Origin of the sequence: Cupriavidus respiraculi (assembly GCF_914271545.1) — a bacterium.
Lineage (GTDB): Bacteria > Pseudomonadota > Gammaproteobacteria > Burkholderiales > Burkholderiaceae > Cupriavidus > Cupriavidus respiraculi.
The window spans coordinates 88,187-110,271 of sequence record NZ_CAJZAH010000009.1 but is presented as its reverse complement, the minus strand read 5'-3'; the positions used below and the strand labels follow the sequence as shown (position 1 = coordinate 110,271).

The following is a 22,085-nucleotide window of genomic DNA, read 5'->3' as shown; positions in this document are numbered from 1 at the left end:
CCGGTTTTTCGCGGAGCGGCTGCGATCCCCGGACCAGCCGTTCGCCCGCTCTGCCGCCTCGCACCCGGGACCCGCGCCGCGCGCGACCGCCGGCGGCGCGCTGTCGCGGTGGCAGACGATGCTGGCGGACGTGCTTGCCGGCGTGCTGTACCGGGTCCGCAGCGCGCTTGGGCGGCCCGGCGGCGACCGATGGGAACTGGCCGGGCGCGAGCGCGCCGAAATGGAGGGCCACGCCTACGCGCTGGCCGCGCGGGAAGAGCAGCAGCGGCTCGCCCGCGACAAACACAAGGCGATGCGGGCCGCCGAGGCGGCCCGGGACAGGGAGCTTCATCCGGCGACACTGCCGGCCATGCCCGATGCGCTCGTCGCACGGATCGGATCGTTCCTGCCCGCGCCGGCGTCACTGCACCAGGCGTGCGCGGCCCTGGCGGAGGGTCCGGAGGCCGCCAGGGCTTCGGCGCGGAGCGTGTCGACCCTGTCGGCGCTGCAGGGCGTCGTGCGACAGTGGCTGCAGCCGCCCTCGGCCGATTCCCATCGGCCAACCCTGTCCGCGACCGCCCGAGGGGAAGTCGCCGGCATGCTGGCGAAGCGGCTGCACGCCCTGCCGGAGCCCCAGCAAAGGGCCGGCGCATGCGCGGTGCTGAAGGCGCTGGATGCGGAGCTGATCCGTACCGGACAGGCGGCCGGCGCGCTGCTGCATCTGGCGCAGTCGATGGCGTCCATCGGAAGCTGGTATCAGCCGATGCCGGAGTGGCCCGAGGCCCGCTTGCTGGAGGCGATCCGCGGCATGCCCGCCGCCTCGCGGGTCGGTCCATGCCTGGCGCTGCTCAAGCACGGCACCAAGTTGCAACAGGAGGAGGCCGCCAGGCACCTGATGCCGTCGGCCGATTGGGTCGGTCCGTCCCCGTCCGTGCCGGCGTCGCGCCAGGGCGAGGTCGTGCAGGGGCTGCTGGCATGGTGCAAGGCCGACCGATCGTGGTACCGGTTCGATATCTGGGAGGCCATGCTGCGTTTTGCCGTGGAGTTGCCGGACCAGGTGGTCGTGGCAGCCCCGGCGGAAGGCGCCGGCGCATACGGGAAGAGCACCGTCGCCCTGAAGTCCATGGTCTTGTCGCAACTGCTGCGCAACGCGCCGCACTCCTCGTCGTATCGGAATCCGCAATGGCCATGGGAAAAGGCCGATGCCTCTGCCGCGGCGCCCGGCAAGACAGGCTGGGACCGGCTGTTCGAGATGGCCGCCGGCTGGCCGCTCTCTCATGCCACGCCGGTCATCGCGGGGCTGCTCGGCACCTTGACGTACCGGACAGAGCAGGATCGCGCGATGCGGCTGGAGCAGGTGGAGCGCTGGGTGCAACAGGTCAGGCCCTCGCCCGAGCAGCGGCTGGCCATCGAACTGGCCGCCTTCCACTTGCGCACGCCCGAGCATGGCGTTGCGCACTGGCCGCGGCTATGGACGCTGTGGACGAGCAGCGGTTCGCAGCGTGAAATGGCGACGGGCTTGCGCATCCTCGACTTGTTCCGGCATCGCCCCGACCGGGCCAATTGGGCCAGCGAACTGCTGCCACGGCTCGGCGCACTCCAGCCCGCGGAACGCGCCGCACTGCTTGCCGGCGTCCCTGCCGAGATGTTCCGCGACGTCAAGGAGCCCATCCTCGCCGAAGAGGTGGAATATCTGGCGACCATGGGCCATCTGGAGCCGATGGCACGCTGGATCGAACGCTACCGGTATGACAAGGAAATGCTGGCCCCGATCCGCGCCGCCTTCGCCCCCCTGCCCGCGGCGCGGCAGGCCGAATGCCTGCTGCACATCCATCGCGGCACCCGGGTACCGAAGTCGATGGTCAATGCCGTTCTCCACGCGATCGAGCAGCGGCAGATCGATGCGGCGACCGCGGCTTCGGTCATCGGCGCATTGGCCGACCGGTTTGCCGCCCGTTGCAAGGAAGCAAGCACCGGGTGGGGGGTGGACATCCGCCTGATCGCGCGGCTGGCCGATCTGCTGCCGCAAGTGGATGCCAGCCACGATGCCGACTTGCTGGCCCGCCTCGCGCATCTTGCCGACGTCATGCAGATGCGCGCGCGGTGGAGCAAGGAGCCGGCGGCCCCCGCGCTGGCCCGCCGCATCCGCGATGCGGCATGGAAAGCGATCGGCGGCGATGGAACCGATACACACATCCGCCGCGCCGCGCTCGATGCGCTGTTTCCGCTGCTGGTCGACCGGGAAGGCTATCTGAAGTTCTCCGCCCAGACGTACACCGATGCGCTCGCGGTCGCGACCACGCTGCCCGCGGCGGAACGGGCGGACATGCTGGTGAAGCTCGAACGCCTGGAGCGCCGTCTCGATATGGGATACGGCACACGGCACTTCGACCCCGCCCGGGAAGCGCTATGGCACGCCATCATGACGCTGCCGGAACAACGGATCGCACGGGGGCTGGCCCTGGCGGCGCCGTGGTTTCTGGAGCCATCGCGATACGGGGAGCCGCGCCAGGCGGAGTACGAGAAGGCGGCGCGGGAGTTCGACGCGCGCTGGCGCGCGGTTCCGCCGGAGGACCGCAGCGCCCTCTATCCCCATCAACTGGAAGCCGCGCGAGGCCGCGGCGCAACGGCCGGGACGAAGGCGCGGCACTGAGGCGCGCCACGCACCGGGAGCGCGCCATGAAAAAAGGCCAGACGGATGTCTGGCCTTTTCTGTGTGTGGTGGCCGAAGGGCTATCGAACAACTGACGCAAATCCGCTTATCTACAAGGATTTGCGATGCTGCCCCTTCCAATATGCCCCCAAAGTTGCCCCCACCGGGGTGGCCTTGTTTGTGTATGAGAAACATGCACCTCCCTGCGGACCTGCAACCGCCGTAAGCGAACGGCTTCATCTTGCGGGCAACAGACCGATCGTGCTGTCGCGTCTTCCGCGCCTGGGCATGCCGCTAAGGTAAAGTTCTGCTTTTTGTCGTATTCCGCACGCAGGACCGCATGCCACTGAAGAAATCCGATCTGTACTCTTCCCTTTGGGCTTCCTGTGATGAGCTCCGTGGCGGCATGGACGCTAGCCAGTACAAGGACTACGTCCTTTTCATGCTCTTCATCAAGTACATCAGCGACAAGTACGCTGACAGTGACGAGTTCGCCCCACCCGTTGTGATCCCCAAGGGCGCCAGTTTCAAGGACATGGTGTCGCTCAAGGGCAAGGCCGACATTGGCGACAAGATCAATACGACGATCATTCAGCCACTAATTGACGCCAACAGCCGGCTGGCGCGCAGCGATTTCCCAGACTTCAACGACCCTAACAAGCTGGGCGAAGGCCAGGCCATGGTGGACCGGCTTTCCAATTTGATCGACATCTTCCAGAAGCCGGGACTGGACTTCTCCAAGAACCGCGCCGAGCACGACGATATCCTGGGTGACGCCTACGAGTACCTGATGCGGCACTTCGCCCAGGACTCCGGTAAGAGCAAGGGCCAGTTCTACACTCCGGCTGAAGTCAGCCGCGTTATCGCCAAGGTAATCGGCATCACGCCGGAGAACACCAAGGCCGCCACGACCGCGTACGACCCGACCTGCGGATCCGGTTCGTTGCTGCTCAAGGTGGCCGCTGAAGCGGGAAAGCGAATCACCTTGGAAGGACAGGAAAAGGACGTGACCACGGCTGGTCTAGCGCGGATGAACATGATCCTGCACGACTTTCCAACCGCCAATATCCTTTCCGGCAACACCTTGGCCGCGCCCAAGTTCAAGGACGGCGAAGGGCTGCGCACCTACGACTATGTGGTCGCCAACCCGCCCTTTTCCGACAAGTCTTGGAGCACTGGTCTCACGCCGGAACATGATCCTTACCAGCGCTTTGGCTGGGGCGTGCCGCCTGCGAAGCAAGGCGACTACGCTTACCTGCTTCATATCATCCGCAGCATGAAGGCCGCGGGCAAGGCTGCCTGCATCCTGCCCCACGGTGTGCTGTTCCGGGGTAATGCTGAAGCGGCCATTCGCAAACAGCTTGTGCGCTCCGGCATTCTTAAGGGGATCATTGGCCTGCCGCCCAATCTCTTCTACGGCACCGGCATCCCCGCCTGCATCCTGGTGCTTGATAAGGAGAATGCTGCCGCCCGCAAGGGCGTGTTCATAATCGATGCGAGCAAGGGCTTCATCAAGGACGGCAACAAGAACCGTCTGCGTGAGCGGGACATCCACAAGATCGTGGACACCTTCACTCAGCAAATCGATATCCCGCGCTACGCCCGCATGGTCCCTTTCGCGGAGATCGCCGAGGCGAAGAACGACTTCAACCTCAACCTGCCGCGCTACATCGACAGCAGCGCGCCGGAAGACATTCAGGACATCGACGCCCATCTGAACGGCGGCATCCCGGAACGGGACATCGACGCCTTTGCCGCTGACTGGCAACAGATGCCCGGTCTGCGATCTGTCTTGTTTGAATCGGCGGGCCGTCCAGGCTACGTCCGCCTCAAGTTGCCGGTGGGCGAGATAAAGTCCGCCATCCTCGGCCATGCCGAATTCACCGCCTTCACCAGCAGGGTGAAAACGCTGTTCGACAAATGGCGCGAGGCGATTATGCCGCGCCTCACTGGCTTTGACCAAGGCGACCACCCCAAAGCTCTGATCCACACCGTATCCGAAACGCTCCTTGCCGCCTTCCGGGCCGCGCCTCTGCTCGACCCATACGATGTCTATCAGCACCTGATGGACTACTGGGCCGAGACCATGCAGGACGATGCCTACCTGATCGCTGCCGACGGCTGGGTGGCCAAACCGTCGCGCATTGTCGAAACCGACAAGAAAGGCAAGACGAGGGACAAGGGCTGGGCCTGTGACCTGATTCCCAAGCCTTACCTCGTCGCCCGCTACTTTGCCGAGGAACAGGAGGCACTGGAGGCCAAGCAGGCCGAGTTGGAAGCCATTATTAGCCAAATCGCCGAACTGGAAGAGGAGCACGGCGGCGACGACGCTGCTTTCGGCGGCTTCGACAAAATCAATGCCGCACAGGTAAAGGACCGCATCAAGGAGATCGGTTCCGACCCCGCGGCGCGTGACGAGTCGGCGGTGTTGAAGCGATGGCTCAAGCTCTGCGAACAGCAAAACCAGCTCAAGAAGGCCGTCAAGGAATTGGACGCTCAGCTGGACCGGCAAGCCCACGACCACTACGACAAGCTGAGCGCGGATGAGATCAGGACGCTGGTGGTGGACGACAAATGGCTGGCACGGCTGGCCACCGACCTACAAGCGGAACTGGACCGCGTCGGCCAAAGCCTGGCCGGCCGCATTCGCGAATTAGCCGACCGCTACGCTACGCCGCTGCCGCAACTGTTGAATGACATTTCGCTGCTGTCAAGCAAGGTGGAGGATCACCTCAAGCGGATAAGGGGCATGTAATGACAAATTGGCATACGTTACCTTTAGGCAAGGTAGTCACATTCCAGCGCGGCTATGACCTACCGCATCGAGCTCGCAAAGCTGGAGGTGTTCCGCTTGTTAGCTCGGCTGGAATTACGGATTGCCACCACGTAGCAATGGTCGAGGCCCCCGGTGTCGTTACGGGTCGATATGGAACTATCGGCGAATTGTTCTATCTTGACCGACCTTTTTGGCCGTTGAACACGACCCTATATGTAAGCGAGTTCCATGGCAACCATCCGAAGTTCGTTTATTACCTGCTGCAGAGATTCGACTTTCATTCCTTTAGTGGAAAAAGTGGCGTTCCCGGAGTAAACCGCAATGACTTGCATGAAGAAGTCGTGTCGGTTCCGCCGGACATCGATGAACAGCGAGCCATTGCCAAAGCGCTATCTGATGTGGATGCGCTTCTCGACGGGCTGACCCGGCTAATCGTCAAGAAGCGCGCCCTTAAGCAGGCAACCATGCAACAACTTCTCACTGGCCGAACTCGCCTGCAGGGTTTCCGGGAGGAGTGGAAATCGAAGCGTCTAGGAGAAATGGCAGATATACGAAGCGGTGGAACTCCAAGTACAGCTGATGCCGCCGCATGGAGTGGCGACATTCCGTGGTGTACGCCTACGGACATAACAGCTCTGGCAGGAAAAAAGTACTTAGGTGAAACCAGCAGGCGCATAACGGACCACGGGTTGAAGACAAGCTCGGCCGAATTTATACCGCCATATTCTGTCGTGATGACGTCGCGCGCTACGATTGGGGAATGTGCGATCAATACCGCACCTGTCACTACAAACCAGGGGTTCAAAAACTTTGTGCCCTTCGGCGAAACGGATGTCGATTTTCTTTACTATTTGTTGCAACGGCAAAAGCAAGGCCTTATCAGCCTATGCGGCGGCAGTACGTTTCTGGAGATCGGGAAAGGGCCATTATGCGAGTACGAAGTTTTGGTCCCACAATCGAAAGCTGAACAGATTGCAATCGCAGCCGTCCTCTCCGACATGGACGCCGAACTGGCCGCCCTCGAAGCCCGTCTCGCCAAAACCCGTGCCTTGAAGCAAGCCATGATGCAGGAACTGCTGACAGGCCAGACTCGACTGCTCGCCCCGGAGGCCGTCCATGCCTGAACAGCCGCGTTCCGAACGAAAAACCCAGAACCGCATCGTCGCGCTCTTCACGGACAAGTCGCGCCCGGACTGCCTTGGCTACGACTACCTGGGCGAATGGAATAAGCGGGAGAACAACCGCCCCATTGAGGTCGAATATCTCCGAGCCAACCTCCTGGCGCGCGGCTACTCCGACGCTCACATCGCCGCCGCGCTCCAAAAGCTGGAAACGGCAGCCGATGCGACAGGCATTACCCTGTACCAAGCCAACCTACGCACCTACCAGTTGCTGCGCTACGGTGTGGATGTGCAGGTGGCCGCCGGTCAGCCTCACGACAAAGTACACCTGATTGACTGGACTACACCGGACAACAACCACTTCGCCGTGGCCGAAGAGGTCACGCTCAAGGGCGGTCACCAGCGCCGGCCGGATATCGTGCTGTACATCAACGGCGTCGCGATCGCCGTGCTCGAGCTCAAGCGCAGCTCGGTAGAGGTAGCCGACGGCGTGCGTCAGCTCATCACCAATCAAGAAGAGATCTTCAACAAGAGCTTCTTCAGCACAGTGCAGCTCGTGCTTGCCGGTAGCGATTCGCAAGGGCTGCGCTATGGCACCACTGGCACGCCCGAGCAATTCTTTGTGGAATGGAAGGACGAGGCACCGCCCGCTGCGGGTATGACGCTGAAATCGGGCAGCCTACTCGACCGGCCACTGACTCAGCTATGTGACAAGCCCCGTCTGCTTGACCTGCTTCGTAACTTCATCATCTTCGACGCTGGCCAGAAGAAGGTGCCGAGGCAGCACCAGTACCACGGTGTTAAGGCAGCGCAGGAGCGGGTCGCCAAGCGCGAAGGGGGTGTGATATGGCACACCCAGGGCAGCGGCAAGAGCATCCTGATGGTCCTGATCGCTAAGTGGCTGCTGGAACATGACCCGGCGGCTCGGATCTTCGTCATCACTGATCGCGATGAGCTGGACAAGCAGATCGTCGGCGTCATGCGTAACGCCGGGGTAATCGGCGAGGACAGTCCGTCGCCGCGCATCACCTCTCGGGCCGAGCTGATCGAGAAGCTGGGTGCCACCACACCGCGCCTGCTTTGCGCGCTGATCCATAAGTTCGACACCACCGATCTGAAAGGCGCGCCGCCCAAGGTCCATGGGCGCTTCTACGTCTTTGTTGACGAATGCCATCGCACCCAGGGCGGTGGTATGAACAAGCAGATGAAGCGCTGGTTAGAAGGGGCGATCTTTATCGGCTTCACCGGCACGCCGCTGCTGCGCAAGGACAAGCAGATGACGCGGGACGTGTTTGGCACCTACATCCACACCTATAAGTTCCACCAAGCCGTAGCCGACAAGGTGGTACTGGACCTTAAGTATGAGGCCCGGGACGTGCCCCAGCGGCTAGGGTCCCGAGCCGCCATCGACAAGTGGTTCGAACAGAAGACCAAGCACCTTAACAACTTCCAGAAGTCCATCCTCCGTCGGCGCTGGGCGACGATGGAGGAGCTGATGAGCGCGTCAGAGCGCAAGTTGCGCATCATTGCCGACATCATTCAGGACTTCGCACTGAAGCCGCGTTTGAACAACGACCGTGGCACGGCGATTTTGGTGGCTGCTTCGATATACGACGCCTGCCATTACTTCCAGCTGTTCCAAACTACGCCGTTTGGGAAGTACTGCGGCTTGGTCACCTCCTTTGAGCCCAACCATAACGCCATTTCACGGGAGTCCGCCAACAGCGACGAGCGCTTCAAGTTCGATACGTACACCAAGCATGTGCTTGCGCAAGGCCAAACGACCAAGCAGTACGAGGATGAGGTGAAGCGCCGCTTCAAGGATGAGCCGGCTAACCTGAAGCTGTTGATCGTAGTGAGCAAGCTGCTGACTGGGTTCGACGCACCCAGCTGCACCTACATCTACCTCGACAACGAACTTCGCGATCACAACCTGTTCCAGGCAATCTGCCGCACCAACCGGCTGGACGGCGACGACAAGGATTACGGCCATATCGTCGACTACAAGGAGCTGTTCGGGGACGTGCAGCAAGCAATCGCCGTCTATAGCTCCGACGAACTGGACATCGACGCTGGCAACGGCGGCGAGAATAACGTCCACCTAAAGGACGCGCTGGCAGAAGGCAGAAAGCAGCTGGAGGACGCGCAGCAAGCCCTGCACTACCTGTGCGAGCCCGTGCCCCAGCCCCAAGAGGTCGAGCAGTACTTACACTACTTCTGCGGCGATGCGGCCAATCCCAATGCGCTGAACGAGACCGAACCTTTGCGGGTGTCGTTCTATAAGGCGGTAGCCTTGTTTACCCGGGCCTATGCCGAGGTATCCCAAAACCTGGCTGAAGCTGGCTACACCGATTCAGAAGCCATGGCCTTACGGCATGAGGTCGAGTTCTACACCGATATCCGTGCTGCCATTAAGAAGCACTCGGGGGAGGAGCTTGACATCAAGCCCTACGAGGCGGACATGCGCCACCTCATCAACACATACATCCACGCCGATACAGCTACCGAGCTGGGGGAGTTGGGTGAGTTGTCGCTGACGGAACTGATCATCGAGACTGGCATCCACGACGCTATCGCCAGGAAGCTGAATGAGAAAGGCAAGCTGACCAAGAATGCCATCGCCGAAGGCATCATCAACAACGTCCGCAAAACCATCATCCGCGACCATCTGACGGATCCGAAGTTTTACGATCACATGTCTAAGCTGCTGGACGACCTGATCAAGCAAAGCCGGGACGATGCACAAGCCTATGAGGAATTCCTACGCAAGGCCGAGGAACTGGTGCGCAAGCTCGCCGCGAAGCAGCCGCAAGTTGACGTGCCGACAGTCTTGCACGGCAACCGGGAAGCCACGGTGCTCTTCAACAACCTGGCGTCGATCGCCACCGAGCACTTTGACTGCCCTGCCGATGACGACGGCAAAGCGGAACTGGCCCTCCAGATCGACATGGCCATCCGCGAGCACGCCCCCGCCGGTTGGCAGGAGGACGCCGAGGGCCCGCGCGGTGCCCAGGTGCTGAACGCGCTGTTCCCGCTCTTCAAACGGGACCGTACGGCGACCAGAGCGATGTTCGAGATCATCAAAAACCAGCAAGGTTATCTGTGACCGAGATTATCCAGCTCGGTGAGCTGACCATCGAAGTAACGCGCAAGGTGGTCAAGAACGTACACCTCTCCGTGCATCCGCCTGCTGGTCACGTCACCCTTGTGGCACCGCTTAGCACGCGCTTGGAAGTAGCCCGCTCCTATGCCATCTCCAAGCTCGGATGGATTCGGGCCCAACAGGCAAGGCTCCAGGCCCAAGCCAGGGAAACGCCACGACAGTATGTGGAGCGGGAGAGCCATTATCTTTGGGGGCGGCGCTACCTGCTTTCAGTGGAGGAGTTGGAGGCCAGGCCCCAAGTAAAGCTGGATCATCGGCGCATCACCTTGGTAGTTCGCCCTGGTAGTTCGCCGGAAGAACGCGAGGCGGTTGTCCGCGATTGGCATCGTGCCTTGTTGCACCAGACGATTCCAGCGCTCATCGAGAAATGGCAGCCGGTGCTAGGGGTGTCGGTATCCGCTTATTTTCTGCAGCGTATGAAGACAAAGTGGGGCGGCTGTAATCACCGCACCGGCACGATCCGCTTGAACACCGAATTGGTCAAGAAGCCCAAGGACCTGCTGGAGTACGTCGTGGTGCATGAGATGCTGCACCTGATCGAGCCGACGCATAGTTCGCGTTTCATTGACCTGCTGGACAAACACTATCCGAGCTGGCGGGACGCTCGCGCGGAGCTGAATGAGCTGCCGTTGGCGGCCGAGTCTTGGGATAGCAAACGGTGAAATTCCGTCGGAAGATTCAGGAGTGACATACGTGTGCTGGCATGCGTACCGACTTGCGTACCCGCTTGCGTACCTGCAGGACTACGCCAGAAAAATTGTCCCGACCCAGTAGCACTACCCGGACGACCGAGCGTAGATTGCATGATGTTTCCAACGCGGAGATCGGGATGACCCGTCTAGGCGAACCGAGCATCTTCAATTGCCCCGCCTGTAACCTTGGCACGCGAGTGCGCCAATACCTCAGCGTTAATGACTTCTGGCAAGTGCGCTGGTCCGATGGTTACACGTCGGGCTGGCCGTCAGCGGAGGTGCCGCTGCGCCGGTGCTATCGCTGCGGGCATGTCTATTGGTTGGATGATGCACGCATCCGTTCCATTGGTCGCAAAGAGGAACCCCTAGTTCACGGTCGGCGATGGATGTCCCGGCTGCTGCGTGGCCGGCGTCCCGCTCCGGTCAATGCGGACCTTGATATAGAACCAGACGGGATCGGACGGGCCCTCGATACGGACGGGTACATTCTCGCCCTAGAGGCCCTTGCGGATGGAGCCCGGCACCGCGAATGCGTCCTGCGAACCTACCTCTGGTGGCACTTTAATCATGCCCGACGCCGTAACGGAAACTGGCCTGACGACATCTCTCGCCGGATCCGCGAATTGGTGGAGCCGGCGAACCAAGTCGCCTTGTTGCGTCTTCTTGAAGCGCAACAGAATCTCTCGGAAGACGTGCAGTTGCGGCGCGCCGAACTGTTGCGACAACTGGGCGATTTTCACGCCGCTGCCGCGTGCTTGGACGCCGTAGTGAACCCCGGCCGCGCCGGCCAAGTGGCAGTACTGCGCGAGCGGATCACGGCCCGGGACGTCTTGCCTTGCGTCCTGGTCGCGTCGCCGGAGATGGCGGACGAGCTAGATTTGCTCTAGCCATCGCGATGGCTTCATAGAACATCGCTGTCTGGTCCGGCTTGGCGGCATTCCGATGCCTATGATCTGCTCGGCGCCTGAACATCGTTCGACCTGTAGGCTTGCATGGTGCCTTCCCTGACAGACGAATTCTTTCAGTGGGACAAGGGGACGCAGGGGGCGATCCGCCGCCACGGTTGTGCAGCGTCCCACGAAGGGAGCAAGGATAGGGGACGCAGGGGACGGGCGGCTACCCCCGGAGAACGCCTAGGGAACGGCGCCGTCCCCTTTTTCCCCCTTCGTGAAAGGCTGCGGGGGACGCTGATCCCTGCGTCACCACTGGCGTCCCCTCGATCCCACCGTGTCCCCTTGGACAGACCGGCGAGCTTGTGAAGCTCCCGTTACCCTTCCCATTCCCACATACGTTGCGTGAACACATAGCAACGGGTCGGCCCCATTCCCGGCAGCCTGGGCTTCTGGGTGGACTTGCCATCGCCGCCAGGGATGACCCAACCGGAGCCGAGCAGTACACGGGTCACGGCTTTGCTGTCGAACCCATGGCACACCTCCCGCTTGAACGCCTCAGGCAGCACCAGGAATTCGCGACCGCCGTTTGCGCTGGTACGTTGGAATCCAGCTCGGTTGATAACCCGGGATTCCCGCTCGGCATTCACGTCCTCGAACCGACTTGCGCCGTGTGCTTCAAAAAAGCCCCGGACTTGGGCAAGGATGGCGCGATCTTCGCGGTTGCCCGAACCGCCGAAGGAATCCAGCCACGCACGGAAGCAAGCCTTCGACGCCTGGACCGCTTCCCCCTTGTGCCACCCCGTCAACCCATAGTCCGACGCCAACTCCCCAGCAATGCCCACCAAGGCGAAACGTCGTGCGACGCGGGACACTTGGCCCGCCGCACCCGCAGGGATAACTTGTGCCATGAAGTCCGACATTCCATCGTGCAGCAAGCGCGACAGCGCGTGCCGGTCGGCCACAATGTATTGCAACCAACCGAGCCCCACGGCACCATGGTTGCGGTTCGTGGCTTCCTGAAAGGCGACCGCCAGTTCGGCTGGCGTGCCGTAGCTATGCAACTGCTCGAAGGTTCCCATTCCGGCACCGGCGTCAGCCTCGATCTCCGCAAGGCGAATCTCCTGACCCGCGTTCGCGCGCTTGCCCACACTAGCCATCAGCGCGCACAACGATTCCTCACCGGCAGACAAGAACAGCAAGCGCCAGCGGGCCGCAGCACGGGCAGCGCCCGACCGGGTGGCCCGTACTTTTCCTTGGCCATTAGCCAAGAGGTAGGCGGCGTCGCCCGCCTCCTTCGGGTCGATCTGGGACAGCTCATCCAGAATCAGCAGCCCATCGTTGTGCAGCCCCGCAAGTCCTTCCAGGCCATTCGCGGTGGTCCGCCACATGCGGCAGTAGGCCGAAGGCTCGCCCCAGACAGACGAAGCAACTTTAAGTGCCGTGGACTTTCCGGACGACGATCCCCCTCGAAAGTGGAAGCCACCGGAATCTTCCCCGGCTACCTCCGCGAGGGGACCAGCAAAGGCAGCGGACAAGGCAAACACGATACGAGTGTTGCCAGCCGCCAAAGCGCCGACCGATTCACGCCAGCTTTCGACCGAGCCGGACTGGGACAGAGCGGGCTCGATAGAGTGGGCGTTCTGGAACACCACGATCTCGCCGTTCTCGCCGATCGATTCATCCGCGGTGACGTAGACAGTCCCATGCCAGCCCAGCCGATCCACGCACCGCGCGCGGCTCTCGACCCGCCATACCTGGATGTAGGAGGCCAGCATGTCGCGCGCCGCCTTGGTGGGCGCGATGGTCAACCCAAGGCTGGACAGCTCACGCCGGACCTCAGCCCCATCGCCCTGCAACATATCGATAGGCATCGCCCAGCGATGCGTCACCCCGTCGTCATCGCGCCATTCCAGCAGTCGTCCCCAGGCCCCGCTCTTGGCGTCGCGCGTCTTGGCAATGATTCGGAGCTTGGAACACAAGAACATCGGCGATTTTTCGTTCCCATCTCGGTCCGATCCGATGTAGAAGACGCCCCGCTCCGACACCTCAAAGCGCCCGTCGCCATAGGCTTGCAGCTCCGCAACGTCGGCATTGACGGACAAGACGGGTTGTCCAGCCAACGCAGTCTCGAGGGAGGCGCGTACTGCGTCCAACCCCTCCAAAGCACGCAGATCGTTGAAATCGGTGGGGAGCTTGCCCTCGATCATCGCGTTGCCAGCGAAGTTAGGGGTGGCAATCTGCCCGCGCACCGCGCGTGCGGCGTGTTCGGCAGCAGACAAGCCGTTGCCGACGTCGGCACAGACGACGATCCTGGCGCTCGGGCACTTGGCCCGCACTGCCTCTGCCACCCGGACCAGGTTGGCGCAGGACAGCGCGGCCACGCTTTGATGGCCGGTCGCCTCGTGCAGAGAGATCGCAGTTGCAACGCCCTCACTGATCAAGACGACGGCAGGGCCTTCTTGGACTTGGAGAGGACTGGCGCACCAGTACCCGCCCGCCTTCGGGCCACCATACAAGGCCGACTTCCGACCGTTCTCGTCGATCATCTCCAGGGTTGCCAAGCGGTCATCGATGCAAACCGGGGCGATCAGGATCCGCCCGACCAAAGGCTCCCCACAGGACTTGGGGTAATAACCAAGATGATCGGCAAGGCGTTGGACGTCCAATTCATACAGATTGCCCGACGGCGCGACAACCTTCCGCATCAGGTACGGGTGGTCGGGATTCGCGTCCGTGGCGGCGCGAACAACAATTCCGGCCACCTCGGCGGCATGAGCCGCCTTCCGGGCGCGCTCAGCTTCTACCTCTGCCATAGCGCGCTCGGCGAGCCGCTTGCGCTCGGCGATCTGATCCGCTGGGACGTTGCGGTCGGCATCGGCGAAGAAGGTTTCGGTTTCGCCCTTCCAGTTGCAAACCGTACCGCCAGTGCCATCCGGAAACAGCCGGATGGAGCCGTCGCCTTTGCCCTTATGGTCGCCGAGTACATCAGTTCGGTGCCACCGCCCGTCGGCGGGCACATCCCGGCATTCGATTCCAACCGAAGCGCAGGCGCGAGCCAATCCGGTGTAAAGGTCGTCGGAAGTCGTGCCCGCGGTCAAGCGCCGGTAGACCGGCTGAACCGCGCTTACCATCCGAGCATCTTGGGAAGCGATCGTCATTGCCTTCCCCTTACGCCGCAGCGCGGTATCCCGCGGGATCGGCCAGAAACGCATCGATATCGCCACGGCGCCAGCCAACGGCGCGGGGACCGAGCTGGACGGCCGGCGGAAAGGTCTTCCCCTTGATCCGCTGATAAATCGTAGAGCGGGAGAGTCCGGTTTCGATTTCCACCTGCTTACGACGCAGGATGGCTAGTGCGGTGTGCGCTTGTTCAGCCATGTATGCACCTTATTGAACCGCCCCGGACCATCCGGGACGCATGGCTGTCATTGGAAGTGATCAGTAGGGCGCGGACTACGGCGCCAGCCCGCCAGCCGTGGCGCTCTAGGGGCGTGCCGTATCCGTCTGCCGGCTAGACGGACTTCCGGAACCACTCGGCAATGGTCCGTTGCGCGTTTTGGTCGCTGAGGACGGCGCCAATGGTGCGACCATGCTCGATGACCCGCTCCTTTAAATCGTGAGCAGCGCGGTTTGCAGATGGCCAAGTACCGGCCTTGTATAACTCCACTGCCCATCTCTTCAGCTGCGTCATTGGTTCGTGCCGTTTCCTTGCGCCTTCCTCACCCAACTTCGAGAAGTTGACGAGCTTGGCGCGCGCGACCTCCTCGCCCGTAAGCGGCATTCCGGCGGCGAGTTTTTGAGCGTAGACCAGTGCCTGGTAGGCAAGCAGTAAGGTTTCATAGCGGTGCTCAAGCACGTCTTCGCGGCTCCAACCTTGCTCGTTGTACCCCTCATCGACGATAGGGCCTTTCACTTCGCCGTGGACATTCAACAACCAGAGCCCGTAGGCGACCAGTTGCTGTGCCGGCGAATATGTCGGTCCAATCCCGTCCGGTAAAGGATGGCCCGTGTCGTCCTCGAACCGACCGACCTCATCCGCGAGCCACATGGGGTCCAGCCCTCCGCTCTTGTATAGCCAGAGGTAAAGTGCCTCCACCGGATACACCTTGGAGAAGCCCGCCTCGTCGTCATCTGGCCATTCACGAAGAACATAGTGGAGTTCTGCGCCAATGCTCTTCCACAGGTATGAGGCGAAGGAGTTCTTCTTGATCAGCTCCTCAAGCGCAATGCGGACAAACCTGTGGTGCTCAAAGTAAAGCATTTGTAACATTTACATTCCCGAGAGAGGGGAGATGGCCGAGAGGACGCAACCGAGACCCGTCCATGTCAACGCATACCGGCAGTTTCGACCTAGAAGCAATACCAGGTGGCAAACCTAAGCCGACGCGGAGGTGAAGCGCAGTACTTTCCCGCCTCCTTTCAATTCGTCAAGGTAGTCGGCCCACAGTTGCATCATTTCTCGGCGTTCCTTCAGAAACTTCGTTCGGTTGTACGCCGTACCCAATGCGTCCGCCACCTTGTGCGCCAGCTGGTGTTCAATCACTTCCGGTTTGACGTGCAGTTCTTCATGCAGGATCGTCCGGGCCATGGCCCTGAACCCGTGCCCCGTGATCTCGGTCTTCGTGTCATATCCCATACGCCGCAGCGCGGCATTGATGGCTGCCTCACTCATCGGCTTCTTTGGGTCGCGGCCTGGGAACACGTACTCACGGCTTCCGGTGAGGTTTCCCAGGTCGCTCAATATGGCAATGGCTTGCCGCGCCAGCGGTACCGTGTGCTCAATCTTGGTTTTGGACACGAAGTATCGCCACTCGCCCCGAGCAAATTCGATGTCCGCCCATTTGGCCTTTCGGAGTTCCCCCGGTCGTACGAAAAGCAACGGCGCGAGCAGCAATGCGCTTCGCACCACAAACGTGCCTTTGAACCCATCAATGGCGCGCAGCAACTCTGCGACTTGCATGGGTTCTGTAAGGGACGGAAAATTTTTGTGCTGAGCGGGTGTCAAAGCCCCACGGAGATCCCTGGAGGGATCCTGCTGCGCCCGCCCCGTGGCCACGGCGTACCGGAATATCTGGCCACAGTTCTGCAGCGCGCGATGCGCGGTATCGATTGCCCCCCGCGACTCCAACCGCCGGAGAACTGCCAGCAGCTCTGCGGCGGCTATCTCGGCGATAGGACGGCTTCCAAGCCAAGGGAAAAGGTTCTTTTCAAGGCGTTGTATGACCTTGCTGGCATGGCTCGGAGCCCAGCCCAGTGCCTGCTTGGCAAACCACTCGCGTGCGATACCTTCGAAGTTGTTTGCCGCCCGGTCCGCCTGTGCTGCCTTCTTGGCCTTATATTCCTCCCCCGGATCCGCATCGTTCGCAAGGATCTTGCGCGCAGCATCTCTACGCTCGCGCGCGTCCTTCAGGCCCACATCCGGGTAGACGCCGAAGCTGAGCCGCTTCTCCTTCCCATTGAAGCGGTATTTCATCCGCCACCACTTCCCGCCGCTCGGGGACACCTCTAGGTAAAGCCCCTTGCTGTCGTAGAGCCTTTGGGTCTTGCCGGTGGGCTTGGCAGTACGGACTGCGGTATCGGTGAGGGCCATGCGGGGGCATCTCCTAGGGGCATGAGCGAGTTGCCCCCAATAGTGCCCCTAGTTGCCCCCGGATTTCAATAGGTGTCTTCGGAACATCTTGGACGCAAAAAAGGCCGGAAGCCTTGTATTTATTGGGCTTGCCGGCCTTTCTTGGACTGCTCTGGACTTGTTCTTGGTGGACCGAAGGAGGATCGAACTCCCGACCTCTGCATTGCGAACGCAGCGCTCTCCCAGCTGAGCTATCGGCCCGTGACGGGAGATTGTAGCCCGGTTCCTCGCGACGCTTCAAGGGGTGCAACCTCCGCGCCACATCGCCCGGGCGGCGCGCCTACGCGGCCATGCCCGGATTGCCTGCCATGCCGCGCACCAGCGGCACGTTGAGCGTGCCGGCGGTGACTTCCTTGCGCTCGCGCAGCCATTGGGCCATCACGTCCCAGATCGGCGGGCCGCCGGACTGGCGGCCTTCCTCGGTGACTGGGGCCCAGCCCGCGACCTTGTAGGTCTTGTCCGCCTCGATGGGCTGGCCCCTGAGCCGCATCTCGCTGATGCGGCGGCCCATGCCCGCCGCGGGGTCGATGGCGTACTGCAGGCCCCCCACGCGGACCATGTCGCCGCCCTGCTGGTAGTAGGGATCGGGGTTGAACAGGTTGTCGGCCACGTCCTCGAGGATGGTCTTGATGGTGGCACCGGTAAGCATCGAGACCGTGGTGTACGGGTAGGTGATGGCGGTCTGGTCCATCAGCTTTTCCATCGTGATGGCCTCGCCCGGCAGCAGCGTGGTGCCCCAGCGGAAGCCCGGGGAGAACGCGATGTCGGCGCCCTGCACCTGCATCAGGCCGTCCAGGATCAGCTGGTCGAAGGTGCCGTTGAAATTGCCGCGCCGGTACAGCAGGCCGCGATTGACGGCCAGCGTCTCGCCCAGCTTCTGCTCGTGCGGGGCGCGCACCTTGCGGATCAGCGCCTCCATGGCCGGATCAGCCGGCAGGTAGTTGGCGAAGACCGGCAGCAGGCGATAGCGGAAGTCGCGCACCTTGCCGTCGCGCACGTCGAAGTCGAGCACGCCCAGGAACTTGCCGTTGGAGCCGGCGTTGGTCACCAGCGTGGTGCCGCCCGCGTTGCGCACCGGCACCGGCGCCGGCACGCCGTCATGGGTGTGGCCGCCGAGAATGGCGTCCAGCCCGCGCACGCGCGAGGCGAGCTTCAGGTCCACGTCCATGCCGTTGTGCGACAGCAGCACCACTGCCTGCGCGCCCTTGCCGCGGGCCTCGTCGATGACCTGCTGCAGGCTTTCCTCCTGGATGCCGAACGTCCAGTCCGGCACGAGGTAGGCGGGATTGGCGATCGGCGTATAGGGAAAGGCCTGGCCGATGATGGCCACCGGCACGCCGTTCATCTCGCGGATGACATAGGGCTCGAAGACCGGGTCGCCGAAGTCTTTCGTCTTGACGTTCTGCGCCAGGAAGTCGACCTTGCCCTTGAAGTCGCCATCGACGATCTGCCTGACCCGCTCGGCGCCGAGGGTCATTTCCCAGTGGGCAGTCATCACATCCACGCCGAGCGCGAGCGCGGCGTCGACCATGTCCTGCCCACGGGTCCACAGCGCGGTGGCCGAGCCCTGCCACGTGTCGCCGCCATCGAGCAGCAGCGCGCCGGGGCGCCCGGCCTTGAGCCGCTTGACCAGGGTGGCCAGATGCGCGAAGCCGCCCACCTTGCCGTAGCGGCGCGCGGCCTCGGTGAAATCCAGATAGGTGAAGGCGTGCGCCTGCGGCGTGCCGGCGGGGATGCGGAATTGCCGCAGCAGCGCCTCGCCCACCAGATGCGGCGGCTTGCCGGCGTAGTCGCCCACGCCCAGGTTCACGCTGGGCTCGCGGAAATGCACCGGCAGCAGCTGGGCATGGCAGTCGGTGTAGTGCAGCAGGTGCACGTTGCCGAAGCGCGGCACGTCGTAGAGCTGCGCGGCGGCCTGGGCGGCGTGCGCCTCGCGGGCCGGGAAGGCCATGCCGCCCGCGCCGGCGATCGCCAGCACCTGCATGAATTCGCGTCGATTCATCGTCTCGTCCTGTGGAGGGCCGCTCCGGCGATGCGGCGCAAACCCCCGGGCCTCTGCGGGCAGTTGTTCAAGGCCTGGCGTAGCGGGCCAGCGCGGCCACGTCGTCTTCCAGCATTTCGCCGACTTCCTTCTGCACCACCTTGCCGTTGCCATCGATCACGTACAGTTCCGGCAGGCCCTTGCGTCCGGAGATGGCCGCGCGCAGCGCGGGCGTGTCCATGGCGGCGGGAAAGGTGTAGCCGCGCTGGCGCAGATAGTCGCTCGCCTCGCCGGGCGTCTTGTCGATGCTGATGGTCAGCACCTGCAGCGGCGTGCCGCGCGTGCTCTCGTAGAGTTTCTGGAGCCGGGGGTTCTGCAGCGCGCAGTACGGGCACCACGACGCCCACACCTGCACCACCAGCGGCTTCCCGGCCCAGTGCGATGGCGGCAGCGTGCGGCCGTCCAGCAGCTGCACCGGCGGCAGGCGCACGGTATCGCCCAGCTCCAGCGCCACCGCGGCGCCCGGCCACAGCGACGCGGCGAGCGCCACCGTGGCGATGCCCGAGACGAACCGGCGCACGCCGCGCATCGCCCGCCCCGCCTACTGGTTGACCGGCGAGGCGGGGTCCAGCAGCAGCGCCATCACGTCGCGGATCTGCTTCTCCGTCAGGATGCCCTTATGGCCGAAGCGCGGCATGTTGGAGCACGCCGTGTACGCGTTGGAGTCCCAGATCTTGCCCCAGGTGTACTTGAGCACCGCCTCGGAATCGCCGCGCAGCTTGCCGTACTGGTACAGCGACGGGCCGATATTGCCGAACGAGATCTCGGCCTTGGTCATCTGGTGGCAGGCGTAGCAGTTGGCGCCGTTGACGCCGCCGACCGGGTCGGAGAACTGCATGCCGCGGCCGTTCTGCGCGGTCTTCTCGCCTTCCTTCCAGTCGCCCAGCCACTGGTTGTCCGCCGGGTACTTGACCTGCTTCAGTTCGGCCGCCTCGATCTTCTTTGCCACGGCCGCCGGCACGCGCGAGCGGTCCGCATACTGGCTGCAGGCCTTCTGCGTGGCATCGCGTTCCAGCACGCCCTCGACGGTGGCCGGGCCCTTGGAGGTGAACGACCCTTCGATCAGCGCCTTCATCTCGGCATCGGTCACCTTGACGGGCTTGGTGGCCGCCTTGGCCGGCCGGGCGGGCTTGGCCGCATTGTCCTGTGCCAGCGCGCCGGCGCCATGGGCGGCGCAGCCGGCGGCGAGCGCCAGCGCGAGGACCGCGCGCATCTTGTTGTATTGGCTCATCTGCTTTCTCCCTGGCGATCAGCGCTTCATGGCCGGGCCGTCGTACGTGCCGCCGTTGGCGTTCCGGGCAAGGAACATCGTCAATGCGGTGATCACGTCGGAGCCGTAGGCGGGTTCCGGAAAGCGCTGCTGGCGCAGGCAGTCGTACAGCCGGTGCTGCATGGTGCGGACCTCGCCCTGGGAGACGCGGTAGGCGGGCCAGGTGGTATAGGCCGCCTGCGCGCCCTTCTCGGTCAGCAGGTTGGGCAGGTCCTGCAGGCGGATGCGCTGGCCGTCGGCCGCGTGGCAGGTGGCGCAGGCAAAGTCGTAGGCACCGCCGCGATAGAAAAACATTTTCTCGCCCAGCGCGTAGACGCGCTTTTCCTCGGGGTGGGCGAGCTGCACGTTCATTTTCACGCCGCGCGATTCGCCGGTGAGGAACGCCGCCAGCCGTTCGATCTCGGACGGCTTGCCCGACGAGGAGAACGGTACCTTCTTCGCATCCTGCTCGGACAGTCCCTGCAGCGTGACGCGGCACCAGGCCAGGCGCTGCTCCAGGTCCATCACCTTGCCGGCGTCCTTGAAGTAGCGCGGCAACTCGGCGTACGCGCCCTTGGTGACACCCGGGCCCTTGCCCAGGTCGCACTGTTCGAGCGAGGCGTTCTTCGGGCCCGCGGGCTTCTTCCACAGTTCCTCGCCGGCGGCTTCCCACAGCTCGGCGGGATTGCCCTCGGCCAGCATCTGGCGGTACTTGGCGATTTCGTCGGCAGTGCTGCCGCTTTGCGCATGCACGGCCATCGTGGCCGCCAGCGCCACCGTGCCGCTCGCCACCAGCGCGGCGCGGGCAAGGCGTCGTCGGATCGTGTTCATGGGGACTTCTCTCCTCTGACCTCGCCCCGCATCTGCGCGCGGCGGGTTCGTTGTCGTTGTACGCGACGCACCGGAATGCGCCACGGGCTCGGCGTCGTGGCCTGGCGGACTTCAGGGCTTGATGTAGGCGTAGCCCTCTTCGGACTGCAGGCGCGCGATCTCGACCACGCCCGCCTGCACCACCTTGGTCTCCAGCAGCAGCTTCGATTCGGAGATCTGGCGCGCGCTCAGCGTATTGCGGCAGACGCGGAACTCCACGCCCATGCCGGACAGCGCGCCCACCGCCGCGTCGAAGGTATTGCCGCGCGCATCGCGCGCGCCTTCTACCAGGAAGTCGACGCCATAGCCCAGCGCCACCACCACGATCTTCGTGCCGGGCGCGCCGGCCAGGTGGTTGCGCAGATTGCCGATCCCGCGCACCGCCTGGTCGGTGCCCTCGGACAGCTGGTACACGACCTTGATGCCGCCACTCTTGCCGGCCGCCGGGCGTGCCGCCGGTGCGGGCGCGGTCTGGGCCACGGCCCGTGCGCCCAGGCCGATGGCGGCCAGGGCCGCCGTCGCCTTCGCAAAAAATGCTCGCCGCATAGTTATCCTTCGCGTCGCCCTCTTGCGCGACACACGCAAGGCCAAGGGCCGACTTCGGACCGGCACCTTAACAGAGGCCGGCGCGATGTGCCGCGCGACACGCGCCGCGCGGCGCCGCCATCAAGCGATGGTCGCCTCGTCGGTACGCTTGTCGCCGCGGTTGTCGATCCAGTTGACGGTGACCTTCTGGCCCTTGGCGCCGCCCTTGAACTTGAAGTTCAGGAACGGATCCTTGGACACCGCCGGGCCGAAGCTGGCGCGGAACACTTCCTTGCCGTTGCACTGGGCGGTCACGGTCTGGATATGCCAGGCCGGGATGGTCTTGCCGGAAGCGTCCTTGCGCTGGCCGGTCTCCATGTCGTGCTTCATCAAGATCTTGACGTCGACCACGCCGCCGGTTTCGGTGGCGCGTACGCGCATCGGGTCTGCCATGGTGTTCTCCTGGTACGGTGAATGCGGAAAATCAGGACTGC

Annotated in this window: 16 protein-coding genes and 1 tRNA gene; 6 read left to right on the top strand and 11 right to left on the bottom strand. The window is 63.2% G+C overall.

Going from position 1 to position 22,085, the window contains the following annotated elements; translation table 11 throughout:
* Positions 1 to 118 precede the first annotated feature (118 nt).
* From LDO27_RS24295 to LDO27_RS24270, 6 genes are all read left to right on the top strand, one after another.
* On the top strand, positions 119 to 2,632 hold the full coding sequence (locus LDO27_RS24295) for a hypothetical protein (protein ID WP_224044468.1): 2,514 nt from the start codon (positions 119 to 121) through the stop codon (positions 2,630 to 2,632).
* A 340-nt stretch (positions 2,633 to 2,972) separates the two neighbouring features.
* Entirely contained in the window at positions 2,973 to 5,387 is a 2,415-nt protein-coding gene (locus LDO27_RS24290; protein WP_224044467.1) for a type I restriction-modification system subunit M, read from the top strand.
* On the top strand, positions 5,387 to 6,532 hold the full coding sequence (locus LDO27_RS24285; RefSeq protein WP_224044466.1) for a restriction endonuclease subunit S: 1,146 nt from the start codon (positions 5,387 to 5,389) through the stop codon (positions 6,530 to 6,532). The genes LDO27_RS24290 and LDO27_RS24285 overlap by 1 nt, the downstream gene beginning before the upstream one ends.
* Positions 6,525 to 9,635, top strand: coding sequence for a type I restriction endonuclease subunit R (locus LDO27_RS24280; RefSeq protein WP_224044465.1), 3,111 nt, complete (start codon positions 6,525 to 6,527; stop codon positions 9,633 to 9,635). Before LDO27_RS24285 ends, LDO27_RS24280 begins: the two co-directional genes overlap by 8 nt.
* Positions 9,632 to 10,354 (top strand): M48 family metallopeptidase, encoded by a 723-nt coding sequence (locus tag LDO27_RS24275; protein ID WP_224044464.1) that lies wholly within the window; start codon positions 9,632 to 9,634, stop codon positions 10,352 to 10,354. The genes LDO27_RS24280 and LDO27_RS24275 overlap by 4 nt, the downstream gene beginning before the upstream one ends.
* Positions 10,355 to 10,521: 167 nt before the next feature.
* The gene (locus LDO27_RS24270) at positions 10,522 to 11,271 is read left to right on the top strand and encodes a hypothetical protein (protein ID WP_224044463.1); all 750 of its coding nucleotides are present in this window, start codon (positions 10,522 to 10,524) and stop codon (positions 11,269 to 11,271) included.
* Between the two features lie 380 nt (positions 11,272 to 11,651).
* Here LDO27_RS24270 and LDO27_RS24265 read toward each other — a convergent pair whose 3' ends face one another.
* The 11 genes from LDO27_RS24265 to soxZ form a co-directional block, all read right to left on the bottom strand.
* Positions 11,652 to 14,435 (bottom strand): TOPRIM and DUF927 domain-containing protein, encoded by a 2,784-nt coding sequence (locus tag LDO27_RS24265; protein ID WP_224044462.1) that lies wholly within the window; start codon positions 14,433 to 14,435, stop codon positions 11,652 to 11,654.
* Between the two features lie 10 nt (positions 14,436 to 14,445).
* Positions 14,446 to 14,655, bottom strand: coding sequence for a helix-turn-helix transcriptional regulator (locus LDO27_RS24260; RefSeq protein ID WP_224044461.1), 210 nt, complete (start codon positions 14,653 to 14,655; stop codon positions 14,446 to 14,448).
* Between the two features lie 133 nt (positions 14,656 to 14,788).
* On the bottom strand, positions 14,789 to 15,547 hold the full coding sequence (locus tag LDO27_RS24255; RefSeq protein ID WP_224044459.1) for a hypothetical protein: 759 nt from the start codon (positions 15,545 to 15,547) through the stop codon (positions 14,789 to 14,791).
* Positions 15,548 to 15,652: 105 nt separating this feature from the next.
* Positions 15,653 to 16,867: a tyrosine-type recombinase/integrase gene (locus LDO27_RS24250; RefSeq protein ID WP_224044458.1), complete on the bottom strand. Its 1,215-nt coding sequence runs from the start codon at positions 16,865 to 16,867 to the stop codon at positions 15,653 to 15,655.
* 164 nt (positions 16,868 to 17,031) lie between these two features.
* Positions 17,032 to 17,107: transfer RNA gene (locus LDO27_RS24245), tRNA-Ala, on the bottom strand.
* Between the two features lie 79 nt (positions 17,108 to 17,186).
* On the bottom strand, positions 17,187 to 18,908 hold the full coding sequence (gene soxB, locus LDO27_RS24240; RefSeq protein WP_224044456.1) for a thiosulfohydrolase SoxB: 1,722 nt from the start codon (positions 18,906 to 18,908) through the stop codon (positions 17,187 to 17,189).
* Between the two features lie 67 nt (positions 18,909 to 18,975).
* The gene (locus tag LDO27_RS24235) at positions 18,976 to 19,476 is read right to left on the bottom strand and encodes a TlpA family protein disulfide reductase (protein WP_224044454.1); all 501 of its coding nucleotides are present in this window, start codon (positions 19,474 to 19,476) and stop codon (positions 18,976 to 18,978) included.
* Positions 19,477 to 19,488: 12 nt separating this feature from the next.
* Positions 19,489 to 20,178: a sulfur oxidation c-type cytochrome SoxX gene (gene soxX / locus LDO27_RS24230; protein WP_222203205.1), complete on the bottom strand. Its 690-nt coding sequence runs from the start codon at positions 20,176 to 20,178 to the stop codon at positions 19,489 to 19,491.
* Positions 20,179 to 20,196: 18 nt separating this feature from the next.
* Entirely contained in the window at positions 20,197 to 21,027 is an 831-nt protein-coding gene (soxA, locus tag LDO27_RS24225) for a sulfur oxidation c-type cytochrome SoxA (protein ID WP_224044453.1), read from the bottom strand.
* Positions 21,028 to 21,138: 111 nt separating this feature from the next.
* A complete protein-coding gene (locus LDO27_RS24220) occupies positions 21,139 to 21,612 on the bottom strand; it encodes a DsrE family protein (RefSeq protein ID WP_224044451.1) in 474 nt (157 codons plus the stop codon).
* 120 nt (positions 21,613 to 21,732) lie between these two features.
* Positions 21,733 to 22,044, bottom strand: coding sequence for a thiosulfate oxidation carrier complex protein SoxZ (gene soxZ, locus LDO27_RS24215; RefSeq protein WP_222203202.1), 312 nt, complete (start codon positions 22,042 to 22,044; stop codon positions 21,733 to 21,735).
* Between the last annotated feature and the right edge of the window lie 41 nt (positions 22,045 to 22,085).